The sequence below is a fragment of the Streptomyces flaveus genome (assembly GCF_014647675.1).
Taxonomy (GTDB): Bacteria; Actinomycetota; Actinomycetes; order Streptomycetales; family Streptomycetaceae; genus Streptomyces; species Streptomyces flaveus.
Window position 1 is genome coordinate 543,969 of sequence record NZ_BMPQ01000003.1, and the last position, 15,827, is coordinate 559,795.

Consider the following 15,827-nt stretch of genomic DNA (forward strand, 5'->3'; position numbering starts at 1 on the left):
CGGAAGGGGGCAGCAGCCTGGGGGCATGACGGACAACTCGATACGTCTCGACCACGTCGTCCTCTGGGTGCGCGACCCCGTCGCCTCGGCCGACTTCTACGAGAAGACGCTCGGCATGGAGCCCCTCAGGGTCACCGAATACGCCGCGGGGACGGCATCGTTCCCTTCCGTACGCCTCAACGAGGAGACCATCTTCGACCTCGCGCCCCTGCCGTTGGCCGCGCGTATGGACGCTGTCCCCGGGGCGGCAGAAAGTGCCGGCCACCCGGTCAACCACGTATGTCTGTCCCTCCCTGGTGAGGACTTCGACGCGCTCCGTACTCGTCTCGAGGAGCGGTCCGTGCCCGTCTCGGACTTCTCGTACGACGCGTTCGGCGCCCGCGGAATGGCCAAGCGCAGCTTCTACTTCCGGGACCCGGACGGAAACATCTTCGAGGCACGGCACTACGAGTAGCTCAGGTATCTCAGGTAGGGAAAAGGGGGTGTCCACGCGCGCGTGGACACCCCTCAGCCGTCGGTGTCGCGAGGTGTTCGAGGTATTTCGGATATCGCCGTGTCCGCCTTGCGTCTGCCCCGGGTGAACAGTGCCAGCGCGCCGAGCGGCAGCAGCAGGCAGGCGGCGATGAGGTTGAGCCATCCGTAGCCCGCCTGCGCGACGATGAGGCCCGCTGCCGCGCCGCCGACGCCCGCCGAGGTGTTCATGGTCAGGTCTGACAGCCCCTGTGCGGCGGCGCGCGCGGGCTGGGGCACGGAGTCCGTGAGGAGGGCGGAGCCCGAGACGAGGCCGGCCGACCAGCCGAGGCCCAGCAGGAAGAGTCCGGCGGCGCTCTGCCAGTGGCTGCCGCCCGCCGTGCCCGCGAGCAGCGCCGCACAGGCCAGCAGCCCCACGGCGAGGCCTATCACCGAGAGGCGCCCGAGCCGGTCCGAGAGCCGCCCCATGATCGGCGAGAAGGCGTACATGCCCGCGATATGGCCGCTGATGACCAGCCCGATCAGATCGATGCTCGCGCCGTGGTGATCGAGATCGACCGGTGTCATCGACATGACCGAGACCATCGCGGTGTGCGAGACGGCCACCGTCACCAGGGCGAGACGGGCGCGCGCCGAGGCCCGCACCGCGGCCAGCCCGGCCCGTATGGAGCGCGCCTCAGCGGACTGCTCCTCGACCGGCGCGAGCGCGCGGGCGGTCAGCAACGGGTCGGGCCGCAGCAGCACGGCGACCAGAAGCGCCGAGAGGAGGAAGACCCCGGCCGCCCACAGGAAGGGGCCCGCCGCCTCCGGTATGCCGAGCCCGGAGACGCTGCGCCCCGCGGGCGCGGCGATGTTGGGACCGAGGACCGCACCGATCGTGGTCGCCCACACGACGTTCGAGATCGCCCGGGCCCGTCGCTGGGGCTCGGCGAGGTCGGCGGCCGCGAAGCGTGCCTGCAGATTCGCCGACGAGGCCGCGCCGAAAGCCGCCATGCCCAGCAACAGCAGCGGAAAGCTGCCGACGACCGCCGCGACTACGACGAGGCCCGCGCCGAGGGCACCGATGAGATAGGCCAGGACGAGTCCCGGGCGGCGACCGCGCGCGGTCATCAGCGCGGCCAGCGGCACAGAGAGCACCGCCGTCCCCGTGACCGTCGCGGTGGGCGCGAGTCCCGCCAGCGACTCCGTACCGCTGATGTCCTCGGCCAGCACGACGGCGAGCGCGATACCGATGGCGACGCCCAGTCCGCCCAGGATCTGACTGGCGATGAGCACAGCGGAGGTACGGCGCCGCAGAGCCGACAGCCCGTCCGCGTCGGCGGGCACGGCGGTCTGCCGCTCGACGGCGCTCATGGCGAACCAGCCGCGTCGGATGTGTGCGCACGCATGAAGGATGTGGTCACCGGCGCAGTCTCCCCCCTCTCCCGAACTCGGGACACCCTCAGAACAACGGCTCCGGCAGCACCCCTTCCAGCGCCAGCAGCTTCCGCTTCGTCTCCAGGCCGCCCCCGAAGCCGCCGATCCCGCCGTCGCTCTCGACGACCCGGTGACACGGCACGATGACCGGGAGTGGATTAGCGCCCATGGCCATGCCCACGGCCTGAGCCGCGCCCGGCTGCCCCACCCGGCCTGCCAGGTCGCCGTACCCCACGACCTTCCCGTACGGAACGCCGGACGCCAGCTCGTGCAGCACCTGGCGGTTGAAGCCGGAGATCAGGGACCAGTCCAGCGGCAGCTCGAAGTCGTGCCGGTCGCCCGCGAAGTACGCCTGAATCTGGCGTATCGCCTCGGCCAGCAGTGGGGAGTCGGGTGCCTCGACGGGCTCGGCGCCGAGCCGGGACCGCAGCCGGTCGAGCGCTTTGTCGCGCACCGTGTCCGTGGCGTGGAAGACGACGTTGACCAGACCTTCGCCGGTCGCGGCCAGCAGCAGCGGACCGATGTCGCTGCCGGCGACGGCCCACACCACCCGCTGCTCGTTCTGCCCATGGCTGTTCATGCGCCCCACCGTACGGCGCACCACTGACAACGCCGGTGGCGCGGACGCGTGAGGCGTCCGCGCCACCGGTGAGCGCTCCGGTCGAGAACCTCAGAGCTCGTTCAGCGCCGCCCGGACCACGTCCGGCTTGTTCGTGATGATGCCGTCCACACCGAAGTCCGCGACGCGTCGAGCACCGTCCGCGGTGTCGACGGTCCATGCGAAGATCTCCAGCTGCTTGCCGTGCGGTCCCTCGAGCGCGTGGATCGAGGCGACGTAGTCGGCCGAGATGGACGTGTGCGTCGAGTTGATCTGATCGGCGAACTTCGCGTACGCGGGCAGCTCCGCGACCGCCGGCGTACCCAGGAAGCCCGTCTTGATGGCGGGCCGCAGCCCGTGCACGGTCCGTACACTGTCCGCGCTGAAACTCTGGATGACCAGCTTGCTCCGTACGGCTTGCGGACCCAGCCAGCCCTCGTTGCTGAGGACCTTGAGGGTCTCCTTCTCGATGCCCGGGTAGAGCTCGGGCTTCTTGATCTCCAGCACGAGCTTCTGATGGTTGCGGGAGACCCGGTTCATGTACTGCTTCAGCGTCGGCACGCGCGCGCCCGCGTACTCGGGACTGAACCAGCTGCCCGCGTCCAGGCGTGCGATCTCCGCCGCGGTGAAGTCCTTGACCATCCACGGAGCCCGGTTGGGGAAGACCTCCTCGACATTGGTCGTACGCGCCAGGTTGTCGTCGTGGATCACCACGAGCTCGCCGTCCTTGGTGCGCTGGACGTCGTTCTCGACCCAGCGGAAACCCAGCTCCGCCGCCTTGTCTATGGCGGCCAGGGTGTTCTCGGGAGCGTAGGCGGAAGCACCGCGGTGGGCGACGACCAGCGGCTGGTCGTCGCCCACCGCGGCGTGAGCGGGGGAGAGGGGCAGAACAAGGGCGGCGGCTCCCAGGAGTGCTGTGGTCGTGCCGGCGGCAGCGCGCGCGTGCATGCGTACTCCTTGCGTCTGTGGTCACGGGCCGCTCCATGGTGACAGCGGAGTGTCAACAGGAGGGAGGTACAGGATGGCCACAGGTTGAACGGAGTTGCCCGGCGGCAATCACTGGTGCCGCACAACTGAGGTAAGAGCGTGTTTCTTTGCCGGAAAATCGTTCGAGCGCTCTAGTGGGGGTCATACTCTCTGCGTCAACCCCGGCCGCCATGGCGGTCCTGGGACGGGGGCATTGCAGGAAATTCCGGGACGCAACAGGGCGGAAGGGCAACCGCGCATGCAGGGCACGGTCGACGGATTCAGCTACGGACTCGTCACACCGCTGGTGGGATACCTCATGGCCTGCCTCGGCGGCGCGCTGGGCCTGCGCTGCACCACCAGATCGATGCTGGTCGCCCACTCCTGGAGGCCCGGCTGGCTCGCGCTGGGCTCCGCGGCGATCGGCTCCGGAATCTGGACCATGCACTTCATCGCGATGATGGGTTTCTCCGTCCAGGAGACCCCGATCCGCTACGACAAACCGATCACGTTCGCGAGCCTCGGCGTCGCCATCCTCATGGTCGGCATCGGGATCTTCATCGTCGGCTACAAGGGGGCTTCCGGAACGGCCCTGTTCACCGGAGGCACCATCACCGGCCTGGGCATCGCCTCGATGCACTACCTGGGCATGGCCGGAATGCAGCTCAACGGAAAGCTCGAGTACAACACCTTCACCGTGGCCGCCTCAGTCGTCATAGCCGTCGCGGCCGCGACTGCGGCACTCTGGGCGGCGGGCCAGGTCCGCGGCTTCCTGTGGAGCGTGGGAGCGAGCCTCGTCATGGGCCTCGCCGTCAGCGGCATGCACTACACGGGCATGGCCGCGCTCAGCGTCCATCTGCACGGCACCACCGACGTCACCTCCGGTGACTCGCCCGCGAGCCTGCTGGCCCCCATGCTGATCGGCCCCCTCGCCTTCCTGTTCCTGGCCGGCGTCGTCATGATGTTCGACCCGCTGATGGTCATGGGCAAAGCCGACTGGAGCCCGGCCCAGCAGAAGCCCGGCATCCCGGCCCACATGATCCGTCACACCGGCCGCCGTCCCACGTCCCGCCCGCGCCGCCGCCCCGACCGCCCCGGCTCCCGGACCCCGCAGAGGTAGTGATCCGGCCCCGTTGTCAGTGGGGAGTCGTACGGTTGATTCATGCGGCCCGTATCCAAGATCGAACGCACGGTGGCGCCCTTCGAGGTCGTCAGTCCCTATTCGCCCAGCGGCGACCAGCCCGCTGCCATCGCCGAGCTCGAACGACGCATCCGCGCAGGTGAGAAGGATGTCGTCCTCCTCGGCGCGACCGGCACCGGCAAGTCCGCGACCACCGCGTGGATGATCGAGAAGCTCCAGCGCCCCACCCTCGTGATGGCGCCGAACAAGACCCTGGCCGCCCAGCTGGCCAACGAGTTCCGCGAGCTGCTGCCGAACAACGCGGTCGAATACTTCGTCTCGTACTACGACTACTACCAGCCCGAGGCGTACGTCCCGCAGTCGGACACCTACATCGAGAAGGACTCCTCGATCAACGAGGAGGTCGAGCGCCTGCGCCACTCCGCGACCAACTCGCTGCTCACCCGCCGTGACGTCGTCGTGGTCGCCTCGGTCTCCTGCATCTACGGCCTCGGCACACCGCAGGAGTACGTGGACCGGATGGTCGCCCTCAAGGTCGGCGACGAGATCGACCGGGACGACCTGTTGCGCCGCTTCGTCGACATCCAGTACACGCGCAACGACATGGCCTTCGCGCGGGGCACCTTCCGGGTCCGCGGGGACACGATCGAGATCTTCCCGGTCTACGAAGAATTGGCCGTCCGCATCGAGATGTTCGGCGACGAGATCGAGGCTCTCTCCACGCTGCATCCGCTCACCGGCGAGGTCATCAGCGACGACGAGCAGCTGTACGTCTTCCCGGCATCGCACTACGTGGCGGGCCCGGAGCGCCTGGAGAAGGCCGTCAACGGCATCGAGAAGGAGCTCGAAGAGCGCCTCACCGAGCTGGAGAAGCAGAGCAAGCTCCTGGAGGCCCAGCGGTTGCGCATGCGAACCACGTACGACCTGGAGATGCTCCGCCAGATCGGCTCCTGCTCCGGCGTCGAGAACTACTCGATGCACTTCGACGACCGTGATCCCGGCTCCCCGCCCAACACCCTCCTCGACTACTTCCCGGACGACTTCCTGCTGGTCATCGACGAGTCGCACGTCACGGTGCCGCAGATCGGCGCCATGTACGAAGGCGACGCTTCCCGAAAGCGCACCCTCGTCGACCACGGCTTCCGGCTGCCCTCCGCCCTGGACAACCGCCCCCTGAAGTGGGAGGAGTTCCAGGAGCGCATCGGCCAGGCCGTCTACCTGTCCGCAACTCCGGGCAAGTACGAGCTCTCGCGCGGGGACGGCTTCGTCGAGCAGATCATCCGCCCCACCGGCCTCGTCGACCCGGAGGTCGTGGTCAAGCCGACCGAGGGGCAGATCGACGACCTGGTGCACGAGATCCGCAAGCGCACCGAGAAGGACGAGCGCATCCTGGTCACCACGCTCACCAAGAAGATGGCCGAGGACCTCACCGACTACTTCCTCGAACTGGGCATCCAGGTGCGCTACTTGCACAGCGACGTCGACACGCTGCGCCGTGTCGAGCTGCTGCGGGAACTCCGTGCCGGAGAGTTCGACGTCCTGGTCGGCATCAACCTCCTGAGGGAGGGGCTCGACCTGCCCGAGGTCTCCCTGGTGTCGATCCTCGACGCCGACAAGGAGGGCTTCCTGCGTTCCGGCACCTCACTGATCCAGACCATCGGCCGCGCGGCGCGCAACGTGTCCGGTCAGGTCCACATGTATGCCGACAAGATCACCCAGGGCATGGAGAAAGCCATCGAGGAGACCAACCGCCGCCGGGAGAAGCAGGTCGCTTACAACAAGGAGAGGGGCCTCGATCCGCAGCCCCTCCGGAAGAAGATCAACGACATCGTGGCGCAGATCGCCCGCGAGGACGTCGACACGGAGCAGCTGCTCGGCACGGGCTATCGCAACCTGAAGGACGGCAAGGGTGCCAAGGCCCCGGTGCCCGCGCTCGGTTCGCAGGCCGCCAAGGGAGCCAAGCCCTCCAAGGGCAAGGCCAAGGAGACCGTGCCCACCGACCGCCCCGCGGCCGAACTCGCCGGACAGATCGAGGAGATGACGGAGCGGATGCGCGCGGCCGCCGCCGACCTGCAGTTCGAGATCGCCGCCCGGCTGCGCGACGAAGTCTCGGAAATGAAGAAGGAACTACGCCAGATGAAGGAGGCGGGCATCGCCTGACCACCGCGAATGGCGCGCTGTGTTGCAAGACCGACACAAAGTGTGGGCCAGGCTTAGGCACTGTCGGTGCCCCTGCGTAGGGTTGCTGGTCAACCGCAGGATTCTGCGGCAACAGGGGACGTTCGAGAGGGGAACAGCGCGTGACGGTCAACATGACCAAGGGTCAGGCCATCAGTCTGCAGAAGAACGACGGAGGCACCCTGACCGCGGTGCGCATGGGGCTCGGCTGGCAGGCGGCCCCGCGCCGCGGCCTGTTCGGCTCGCGCACCCGGGAGATCGACCTCGACGCCTCGGCCGTGCTCTTCGCGGACAAGCAGCCGGTCGACGTGGTGTTCTTCCGTCACCTCGTCAGCGACGACGGCTCCGTGCGGCACACCGGAGACAACCTCGTCGGCGGTGTCGGCCAGGGCGGCGACGACGAGGCGATCCTCGTCGACCTCGCGCGTATCCCGGTCCACATCGACCAGATCGTCTTCACCGTGAACTCCTTCACGGGCCAGACGTTCCAGGAGGTGCAGGACGCGTTCTGCCGACTGGTCGACGAGACCAACGGCCAGGAACTCGCCCGCTACACACTGGCGGGCGGCGGCCAGTACACGGCACAGATCATGGCGAAGGTGCACCGCGCGGGCCCGGGCTGGCAGATGACCGCTCTCGGTACGCCGGCCAACGGTCGTACCTTCCAGGACCTGATGCCGGCGATCCTGCCGCATCTGTAGGCAGCCCGGCGCAGACGAAACGAGAACGAGGGGGAGAAGGCGATGACGGCCGAGCTGGTGCGGGGACAGAACCATCCGCTGCCCCAAGCCCGACTCGAGATCCGGGTGTCGGCCGGCAAGCCGATCGTGGCGGGAGCCACGCTCAGCGACGAGAACGGCAAGGTGCAAGGCGTCGAGTGGGTGGCCCACCCGGGCTCGCCCACTCTGCCCGGCCTCGAGGTCTCCAAGCAGGCGGCGGCCGACCACCGTCTCGCCTTCGACCTGGACGCCCTGACAGAGGCCGTGCACCGGGTCAGTGTGCTGCTCGCACTGCCGTCCGGAGTCGGGGGCCCGGTCCAGTTCGGTTCCGTCGCCGCTCCTTTCGTGGCGGTCACCGGACTCGACGGTTCCGAGATCGCCAGCTACACGATCACGGGTCTCGACGCCGAGGCGGCCGTCGTCGCTCTCGAGCTGTACCGCAGGCAGGGTGCCTGGAAGGTGCGCGCGGTCGGCCAGGGGTACGCGGGCGGCCTCGCCGAACTCCTCGCCGACCAGGGCCTGGTCCAGGCACCCCAGCTCGCGCACGACATCAACGAGGCGGTGGTTCAGGGCCTGGCACGTTCGGTGGCCGCGCCTCCGCCGCGCCCGGCCGACGGCGACCGCTCCCGGCACGCCGCGACATCGGCGCTGGGTTCCGACCAGGGTGGGCCCATCCCTCAGGGCGCCACCAGTCACGTACCGCCGCAGGCCGGCTATCCCGAAGGACCCGCTCAGACAGATCCGTCCGCCACCACGCAGCCTTCCATGCCGGGAGCCGGTGGTCCGGTCAACTACAGTCACCCCGGCCGACAGGCCGCCGCGCCTCCGTCGCCCCCGCCGACCGCGCCACCGGCCCAGCCCGGACAGCCCGCGCAGCCCGTCGCGGGTGACGCGACCGGCTGGTCCATGGAGGAGCGGCTCTACAACCAGGTGTGGGGCATGTTCGAGGATCTGGCCCGCACCATGGCCGCCTATCGCAGCGCCGTCGACTTCGCCGACTCGCGTATGGAACAGGAGCTCGACAAGGTCCTGTCCGACCCGCGCAGCCGCATAGGCGGACAGGCGGATGCCGCGCGCGAGACGGCCCGCGCCAAGCACTCCCAGCTCGTCGATCAGGCCAGGGCCGCGCTCGACCGTGACCTCGCCCAGCTCAGCGCCGAATCCGAGGTCGTCGAGCCTGCGCTGCCTCCGGCGTTCGCGCGCTGGGACAGCCCCGTCTGGCAGGGTTACCGCGTGCCTATGGAGATCCCCATGGCCCTGCGCCTGGGCGACCTCCAGCTGCCCGAGAGCTCCGGCCTGAGCATCCCGATGCTGGTGCGACTGCCGCTGGAGCGCGGCTTGTGGATCGACAGCGGCCGCGCCGGATCCCTCGACGGCTCGCTCGCCGACTCCGACGAGCTGCGCCGCCTCGCCATGGACACAGCAGTGGCGCATGCCGCCCGGCTGCTCGCCGTCTACCCGGCGGGCGAGTACACGGTGCACGTCATCGACCCGGCGGGTTCCGGCGCCTCGGCGCTCACGCCGCTCGTGCAGACCGGTGTGCTCCACACTCCGCCCGCCGTCGGCGCCGCGGGCGTGAACGACGTCCTGGCCAGGCTCACCCAGCGCGTCGACCTGGTGCAGATGGCGATCCGCGCAGGCGCGGCCGACTCACTCCCGCCCGACCTCGACACGGCCGAGCAGCTGCTGATCGTCAACGACTTCCCGCACGGTTTCGACGACCGCGCGGTGACCCAGCTGCGCTACCTCGCGGACGAAGGCCCGGCCGTCGGCGTCCACCTCATGCTGGTCGCCGACCGGGAGGACGCCGCCGCCTACGGACCGCTGCTCGACCCGCTCTGGCGCTCCCTCCTGCGCCTCACCCCGGTGCCCGACGACCACCTCGCCGATCCCTGGGTCGGGCACGCGTGGACGTACGAGCCCTCACTCGTACCGCCCGGCAGCCAGGTGCTCCAGCACGTCCTCACTCAGGTCGCGGCAGCCCGCCGCGCCTGGAAGCGCTGACGCTCCGCGGAGTCCGTCGCCTGCCCGTCGTATGCCGTCTCACGCGTCGTCCCAAGACTTCGTCAACCCATCTGACCAGGGTATTTGGCCTTTCCTTTGCCAATCTCTTTACCAATCCTTGGTGATTGGGGTACCGTAGTTCGTGCGGAGGGGAGTACTCCCTACCTACTGCGGCGTACCCGTCAATACGGATCTGGCCAGATCCCGGGGCGTCGGCCCGAAGGCTCCAGGCGTCTCATGCGCCCCAGGGGTCCGGGTGGAAGAGACCTCCGGCAGCGACGACGCTGACATTTGCCGTTACGTACTGCCGGAGGCGCAGTGGATGTTTCGACGACCCTTTGGGTCCTGACCATCGTGGGCCTTGTCGCCCTCATCGCGGTCGACTTCTTCATCGGCCGTAAACCCCACGACGTATCGATCAAGGAAGCCGGAATCTGGACCATCGTCTGGATCGTCCTGGCCGTACTGTTCGGACTCGGACTGCTCGTCTTCGGCGGCGGACAGCCGTCAGGCGAGTTCTTCGCGGGCTACATCACCGAGAAATCGCTAAGCGTCGACAACCTCTTCGTCTTCGTCCTGATCATGGCGAAGTTCTCGGTGCCCTCGCAGTACCAGCAGCGGGTGCTGATGGTCGGTGTGCTGATAGCCCTCGTGCTCCGTGCGATCTTCATCGCCGCGGGCGCCGCGATCCTCTCCAGCTTCGCCTGGGTCTTCTACATCTTCGGCGCCTTCCTGATCTACACCGCCTGGAAGCTGATCCAGGAGGCCAGGGCCGACGAGCCCGAGGAAGAGTACGAGGAGAACAGGCTGCTCAAGGCCGTCGAGAAGCGCTTCGGTGTCGCCGACCGCTACCACGGCACCAAGCTGTGGATCGAGCAGAACGGCAAGCGGGTCATGACGCCGATGCTCGTCGTCATGCTGGCGATCGGCACCACGGACGTTCTCTTCGCCCTCGACTCGATCCCTGCGATCTTCGGCCTGACCCAGGATCCGTACATCGTGTTCACGGCCAACGCGTTCGCGCTGATGGGTCTGCGACAGCTGTACTTCCTCATCGGCGGTCTGCTCAAGAAGCTGGTCCACCTCAGCTACGGCCTGTCGGTCATCCTCGGCTTCATCGGCGTGAAGCTGGTGCTGCACGCGCTGCACGAGTCCGGGGTCCACGTCCCGGAGATCTCCATCCCGGTCTCCCTCGGTGTGATCTGCGCGGTCCTGATCGTCACCACGATCACCAGCCTGATGGCCTCCAAGAAGCAGGCGGCGGCCGAGGCGGCGCAGAAGGAGACCGAAGGCACTTCGAAGGACAGCATCGAGGCCTGACAGCCGCGGACGCAGGAACAACCAGCACCGGGAGCGGCGTTCGGCGCATTGCCGACCACCGCTCCCGGCGTTGTCATCCCGCGGCTTTCAGCCCGCGGTGGCCTCGGCCGCGACCACGCGCACCGGTCGTGTCTCCGGCAGCAGTGCGAAGCACCCCAGGCTCAGCAGTGCGATTCCCGTCAGATACGCGGCCACGCCCCAGGGAACGCGTTCACCTTGGGCCGCCGCCGTCGCCACGATCGGCGTGAGCGCGCCGCCGAGCACCCCGCCGAGGTTGTAGCCCACGGCGGCGCCCGTGCAGCGCACGCGGGGCTCGTACAACTCCGGGAGATACGCGGCGACCACCGCGAACATGGTGATGAACGCGAGCATCGCCACCAGGAAGCCGAGGAACATCAGCAGGGGTTCGCCGGTCGACAGGAGGGCGACCATCGGGAACATCCAGAGCGCGGCGGCCGCGCAGCCGATCAGGCACAGCGGCCGTCGGCCGTAGCGGTCGCCGAGGAGCGCGACCACGGGCGTCAGCGCGCCCTTCACGATCACGGCGGCCATGATGCAGGCGAGCATGACGGTACGGCTCACCCCGAGCCGTTCGGTCGCGTAGGCGAGGGACCAGGTCGTCACCGCGTAGAACACGGCGTACCCGATGGCGAGCGCCCCCGCCGTCAGCAGCAACAGCCGCCAATGACCGCGCAGCACTTCGGCGAGCGGCACGCGCGCGTGGTCGTCGATACCGAGGAACTGAGGGCTCTCGGCGAGCGAGGAGCGCAGCCACAGCCCCGCCACGGCCAGCACCCCCGCCGCCCAGAACGGCACCCGCCACCCCCAGGCCGCGAACTGCGCTTCCGACAGCGTCGCCGACAGCACCAGCACCACCCCGTTGGCCAGCACGAACCCCACCGCCGGACCGATCTGCGGGAAACTCGACCACAGCCCGCGCCGCTCGGCGGGCGCGTGCTCCGCAGTCAGCAGCACCGCTCCACCCCATTCCCCGCCGAGCCCGAGCCCCTGCAGAAAACGCAGCACAAGAAGGAGCACCGGAGCGGTCACACCGATCGCGTCGTACGTCGGTACGCAGCCGACCGCGACAGTCGCGGCGCCCGTCAGCAACAAGGAGACGACGAGAACGGGCCGCCGTCCGTGCCGGTCCCCGATGTGTCCGAACAGCACCGATCCCAGGGGCCGCGCCACGAAGCCGACGCCGAAGGTCGCGAAGGCCGCGAGCGTGCCCGCCACCGGCGAGAACGTCGGGAAGAACAGAGGGCCCAGGACGAGCGCGGCCGCCGTCCCGTAGATGAAGAAGTCGTAGAACTCGATCGCGGTCCCGGCGAGCGAGGCAGCCGCGAGCCGCAGCATGGAGGGTGTCCTTACGGAGCGTACTTCGTGCATGCCGCGTCAACTACCCACCGTGACGAGTGGTTACGGGGGCGTGCGGGGGCTCATGCAGCGTCAATACACCACAGCGATGCTCAATACACCACAGTGATACGCCGAGCCGGGCCGTCCACGCGGATCACGCCCCCGTAGGGAATGACCAGTTGCGGATCGGTGTGACCGAAGTCCACATCGAGGACGACCATCATGTCCTGGGCGTACATGTCCACCGCCCGGAGCACCGCCTCGCGCTGCTCGCGCGCGTAACGGGCCTTCGCCTCCGGGGCGTTGGGCTTCTCGAAGGACCATGTCTTGGGGCGACCCATCAGGAGCGCGGGGAAGCGGCCGAGCAGTCCGCGCTCGCCCATGCTCCGCAGGATCCAGAAGACGTCGTTGGCACTCGGCATGTCCTCGGAGGTCTCCAGAAGCAGCACACAGCCGTCGTACACGGAGGGATCGCGGGCGATCTCGCGGTCCGCCATCAGCAGCCAGGACAGGATCTCGATGTTGCCGCCCCAGGAGCGCGCCTCGACCACCCGCTCCGGGCGGTGCCAGGCCCAGCCGCCACCGGGCTCGGTCGGCGGTTCGGAGATGAAGGTCTCCGGGGAGTCCCATGGCAGGTCGATGTCACGGAAACGCTCGGCGGGCTTGAGCTCGTACTCGCCGGAGGTGAAGAGCGCGGCCCGCAGCGACTCCGCGGTCAGTGGGTGCATGGCGCCCGGCCGGCCGAGTTCGCACATCACGCTCGCGCCGTGATAGGCGACGATCCCGGTGTGGTGCAGATACGCGAGCAGGTTCGTGTTGTCGCTCATGCCGAAGAACGGCTTCGGGTTCGCGCGGATCAACTCCCGGTCCAGCAGCGGCAGCACGGTGATCTGGTCGTCGCCGCCGATCGACGCGATGACCGCCTTGACCGTCGGATCGGCGAACGCCGCGTGGATGTCGTCGGCCCGCGCCTGAGGTGTCGCGTCCATCGTGCGGGTGGCCGGGTACTCGACCGGTTCGAGGCCGTACTCCTTGCGCAGCCGCTCCAGGCCCAGCTCGTAGGGGAGTGGGAAGAGGCCCGGGAGTCCCGCGGACGGTGAGATGACGGCGATCCGGTCGCCGGGCGACGGCTTGGGCGGATAGGTAAGGGGCGTCATGACCGGAGCGTACGAGCCGTCCCCGCCCCGGCGCACCGTGATAAACCGAGTCTGAGCAGCAGACCTGAACGGCGCCCTCGGGCGACGGCTCAGCCGACAGGACCGGAGGAACAGTGCCCCGCACCCTCGCCAACGCCCCGATCATGATCCTCAACGGCCCCAACCTGAACCTCCTGGGGCAGCGCCAGCCGGAGATCTACGGCTCCGACACGCTCGCCGACGTCGAGGGAATGTGCGCCAAGGCGGCAGCCACGTACGGCGGCACCGTGGACTTCCGCCAGTCCAACCACGAGGGCGAACTGGTCGACTGGATCCACGTGGCACGCCAGAACCATGTCGGCATTGTGATCAACCCCGGTGCCTACTCGCACACCTCCGTCGCGATCCTGGACGCCCTCAACACCTGTGACGGCATGCCCGTGTTGGAGGTCCACATCTCCAACATCCACAAGCGCGAGGAGTTCCGGCACCACTCGTACGTCTCGCTCCGCGCCGACGGGGTCATCGCGGGCTGCGGCGTGCAGGGATACGTGTTCGGGGTGGAGCGGGTCGCGGCGCTGGCGGGCGCGGGGCAAGCGGACGCGTGACCTCTGGACTCGCTGAGCACCGGAGTCGGCGGACGCCACGGTGGTGGCCGGCCGCCGGACGTCGACCGGCCGCCGCCGTGGTGGGCCGCCGGCCCGAGGGCGGGGATCGGTTGGCCGGCGGCCCCTCCGCTCAGGAGCCGTCTTCCTGCGCGGGCTGCTTCCAGTGGACCGCGCGGTCTCGTGCGCCGGGAGCGCGTGCGTGACACCGGCGCGTGCGTTCGGTTCACACGGGGCGCGCGACGGCGCGCGCCCGCGAAACGCGCGTCCTCGTCCGCCGTGCCACCAACGCCAACGCGCGCCCGGCGTCAGACGGTTCGCCAACCCACGCCTGGCGCTGAGCAGTTCACCAACTCACTGTCGACGCCGCACAGTTCACCAGCCCCGTGCGTGCCACTCCGGCAGATGCGGCCGCTCCGCGCCCAGCGTCGTGTCGTTGCCGTGCCCCGGGTAGACCCACGTCTCGTCCGGGAGCGCATCGAAGATCTTCGTCTCGACATCGTGGATCAGACTGGCGAACGCCTTTGGATCCTTACGGGTGTTGCCGACACCACCCGGGAAAAGACAGTCACCCGTGAACACATGAGGATGCCCATGCGGATCGTCGTAGACGAGCGCGATCGAGCCGGGCGTGTGTCCCACCAGATGGCGCGCGGTCAGCTCCACGCGCCCCACCCGGATCGTGTCGCCGTCGTCGACCAGGACATCGGTCGGTACGGGAATGCCCTCGGCGTCGTCCCGACCCGCGTACGTACGCGCGCCCGTGGCCGCCACGACCTCCGCGAGCGCCTGCCAATGGTCGCCGTGCTGGTGGGTGGTTACCACGGATGCGATGCCGTCGGCGCCGATCAGCGTGAGCAGCGTCCCGGCGTCGTTGGCCGCGTCGATCAGCAGTTGCTCGTCCGTGGCCCGGCAGCGCAGCAGATAGGCGTTGTTGTCCATCGGGCCGACCGCGACCTTGGAGATCATCAGGTCCTGCAACTCGTGCACATCCGCAGGGCCGCCGACCTTCACCGTTCCGCTGTACGTCATGTTCCTCAGCCTATAGCGGGGGGAGTGCGGGGAGCGGTCCGCCGTCGGTGCTCAGTGCGGAACCGTCGCGGCGGCCGCAGAGCCAGCCGAGGAGGTCCGCCTGACGGCCGCTGACCGTGAGCCCGGGAAGGGGTGGCATGTAGCCGCTCTGGATCTGCTCCTGGGAGACGGACTCGACGGCTCCGGTGGGAATCATGCGGCCGTCGTCCTGCTTGATCAACAGGGCCGGTACGTCGGAGTGGCCCCGGAAGCGCTCGGCGAGGAAGTTGATCTCCCGCTGAGTGAATTCCTCGGAAAGGTCCTCCAGCTCGTACCCGATCCCCAGATCCACGTGATGCAGCTCCACCTCGACCCATCGCCGGAACGGCACCCGGGATGCCGCGTCGGTGACCCCGTTGCGCAGTTCCACCGTGCGGGACCAGTCCGCGGGCGCGGCGCCCGTCGCCTGGAAGCGGGCCGCGCTTTTGCGTACGTCGGCCAGCTGGACGTCCAGCGGCCGTGGCGCGTCCCGCTCGATGTCGGTGTCGCGGGCGTCCGCGGAGGCGTACATGGGGCGCCCTTCGAGGACGTTGACGAGAGCGTCCGCGTTGCGGGCGAGGTGGGCCAGGACATGGCCGCGGCTCCAGCCGGGCAGCCGTGACGGCTCGGCCACGGAGGCGTTGTCGAGTTTGGTCGCTGCGGTGAGCAGCCGTTCGGTCGCGTCACGTACTGACGCCAGGTCGCGCACATGATCGTTCATGTCAACGACCCTAGCTTCGCCACACGTTCGGGTGAAGGTGGTGGACCACCCCTGCAAATCGAATGCGCGTGCTATAGGCTCAGGCGCGGCGTCGGGCATGCTGGATGGCCCGGGATTGTTACCAACCGGGGAAACCAACCGGC

14 protein-coding genes are annotated in these 15,827 nt (G+C 68.8%); 7 read left to right on the plus strand and 7 right to left on the minus strand.

From position 1 onward, the window contains the following. The first annotated feature begins 25 nt into the window (after positions 1-25). The gene (locus IEZ21_RS09200; RefSeq protein ID WP_189321350.1) at positions 26-454 is read left to right on the plus strand and encodes a VOC family protein; all 429 of its coding nucleotides are present in this window, start codon (positions 26-28) and stop codon (positions 452-454) included. 53 nt (positions 455-507) lie between these two features. Here IEZ21_RS09200 and IEZ21_RS09205 read toward each other — a convergent pair whose 3' ends face one another. From IEZ21_RS09205 to IEZ21_RS09215, 3 genes are all read right to left on the minus strand, one after another. Continuing rightward, positions 508-1,824 (minus strand): MFS transporter, encoded by a 1,317-nt coding sequence (locus IEZ21_RS09205; protein WP_189321351.1) that lies wholly within the window; start codon positions 1,822-1,824, stop codon positions 508-510. An 88-nt stretch (positions 1,825-1,912) separates the two neighbouring features. Beyond that, on the minus strand, positions 1,913-2,467 hold the full coding sequence (locus tag IEZ21_RS09210; RefSeq protein WP_189321352.1) for a methylated-DNA--[protein]-cysteine S-methyltransferase: 555 nt from the start codon (positions 2,465-2,467) through the stop codon (positions 1,913-1,915). 90 nt (positions 2,468-2,557) lie between these two features. Next, entirely contained in the window at positions 2,558-3,433 is an 876-nt protein-coding gene (locus IEZ21_RS09215) for a glycerophosphodiester phosphodiesterase (RefSeq protein WP_189321353.1), read from the minus strand. Between the two features lie 277 nt (positions 3,434-3,710). Here IEZ21_RS09215 and IEZ21_RS09220 point away from each other — a divergent pair, with 277 nt between their 5' ends. The 5 genes from IEZ21_RS09220 (at position 3,711) to IEZ21_RS09240 (ending at position 10,813) form a co-directional block, all read left to right on the plus strand. Further along, complete coding sequence (locus IEZ21_RS09220; protein WP_189321354.1) at positions 3,711-4,571, plus strand: MHYT domain-containing protein; 861 nt, start codon at positions 3,711-3,713, stop codon at positions 4,569-4,571. Positions 4,572-4,613: 42 nt separating this feature from the next. After that, positions 4,614-6,752 (plus strand): excinuclease ABC subunit UvrB, encoded by a 2,139-nt coding sequence (uvrB, locus tag IEZ21_RS09225; RefSeq protein ID WP_189321355.1) that lies wholly within the window; start codon positions 4,614-4,616, stop codon positions 6,750-6,752. A gap of 140 nt (positions 6,753-6,892) precedes the next feature. Beyond that, positions 6,893-7,471: a TerD family protein gene (locus IEZ21_RS09230; protein ID WP_033317940.1), complete on the plus strand. Its 579-nt coding sequence runs from the start codon at positions 6,893-6,895 to the stop codon at positions 7,469-7,471. 42 nt (positions 7,472-7,513) lie between these two features. Further along, the gene (locus IEZ21_RS09235; protein WP_189321356.1) at positions 7,514-9,493 is read left to right on the plus strand and encodes a TerD family protein; all 1,980 of its coding nucleotides are present in this window, start codon (positions 7,514-7,516) and stop codon (positions 9,491-9,493) included. Between the two features lie 318 nt (positions 9,494-9,811). After that, positions 9,812-10,813: a TerC/Alx family metal homeostasis membrane protein gene (locus IEZ21_RS09240; protein ID WP_189321357.1), complete on the plus strand. Its 1,002-nt coding sequence runs from the start codon at positions 9,812-9,814 to the stop codon at positions 10,811-10,813. Positions 10,814-10,900: 87 nt separating this feature from the next. On the opposite strand, the gene IEZ21_RS09245 is transcribed toward IEZ21_RS09240, so the two are convergent. Beyond that, complete coding sequence (locus IEZ21_RS09245; RefSeq protein WP_246567438.1) at positions 10,901-12,169, minus strand: MFS transporter; 1,269 nt, start codon at positions 12,167-12,169, stop codon at positions 10,901-10,903. Positions 12,170-12,282: 113 nt separating this feature from the next. Continuing rightward, positions 12,283-13,329 (minus strand): S66 family peptidase, encoded by a 1,047-nt coding sequence (locus tag IEZ21_RS09250; protein WP_189321359.1) that lies wholly within the window; start codon positions 13,327-13,329, stop codon positions 12,283-12,285. Between the two features lie 113 nt (positions 13,330-13,442). On the opposite strand from IEZ21_RS09250, the gene aroQ reads away from it, so the two are divergent. Next, the gene (gene aroQ / locus IEZ21_RS09255; RefSeq protein ID WP_189321360.1) at positions 13,443-13,916 is read left to right on the plus strand and encodes a type II 3-dehydroquinate dehydratase; all 474 of its coding nucleotides are present in this window, start codon (positions 13,443-13,445) and stop codon (positions 13,914-13,916) included. 372 nt (positions 13,917-14,288) lie between these two features. On the opposite strand, the gene IEZ21_RS09260 is transcribed toward aroQ, so the two are convergent. After that, the gene (locus IEZ21_RS09260; RefSeq protein ID WP_189321361.1) at positions 14,289-14,945 is read right to left on the minus strand and encodes an MBL fold metallo-hydrolase; all 657 of its coding nucleotides are present in this window, start codon (positions 14,943-14,945) and stop codon (positions 14,289-14,291) included. A gap of 10 nt (positions 14,946-14,955) precedes the next feature. Next, positions 14,956-15,684 (minus strand): maleylpyruvate isomerase family mycothiol-dependent enzyme, encoded by a 729-nt coding sequence (locus tag IEZ21_RS09265; RefSeq protein WP_189321362.1) that lies wholly within the window; start codon positions 15,682-15,684, stop codon positions 14,956-14,958. Between the last annotated feature and the right edge of the window lie 143 nt (positions 15,685-15,827).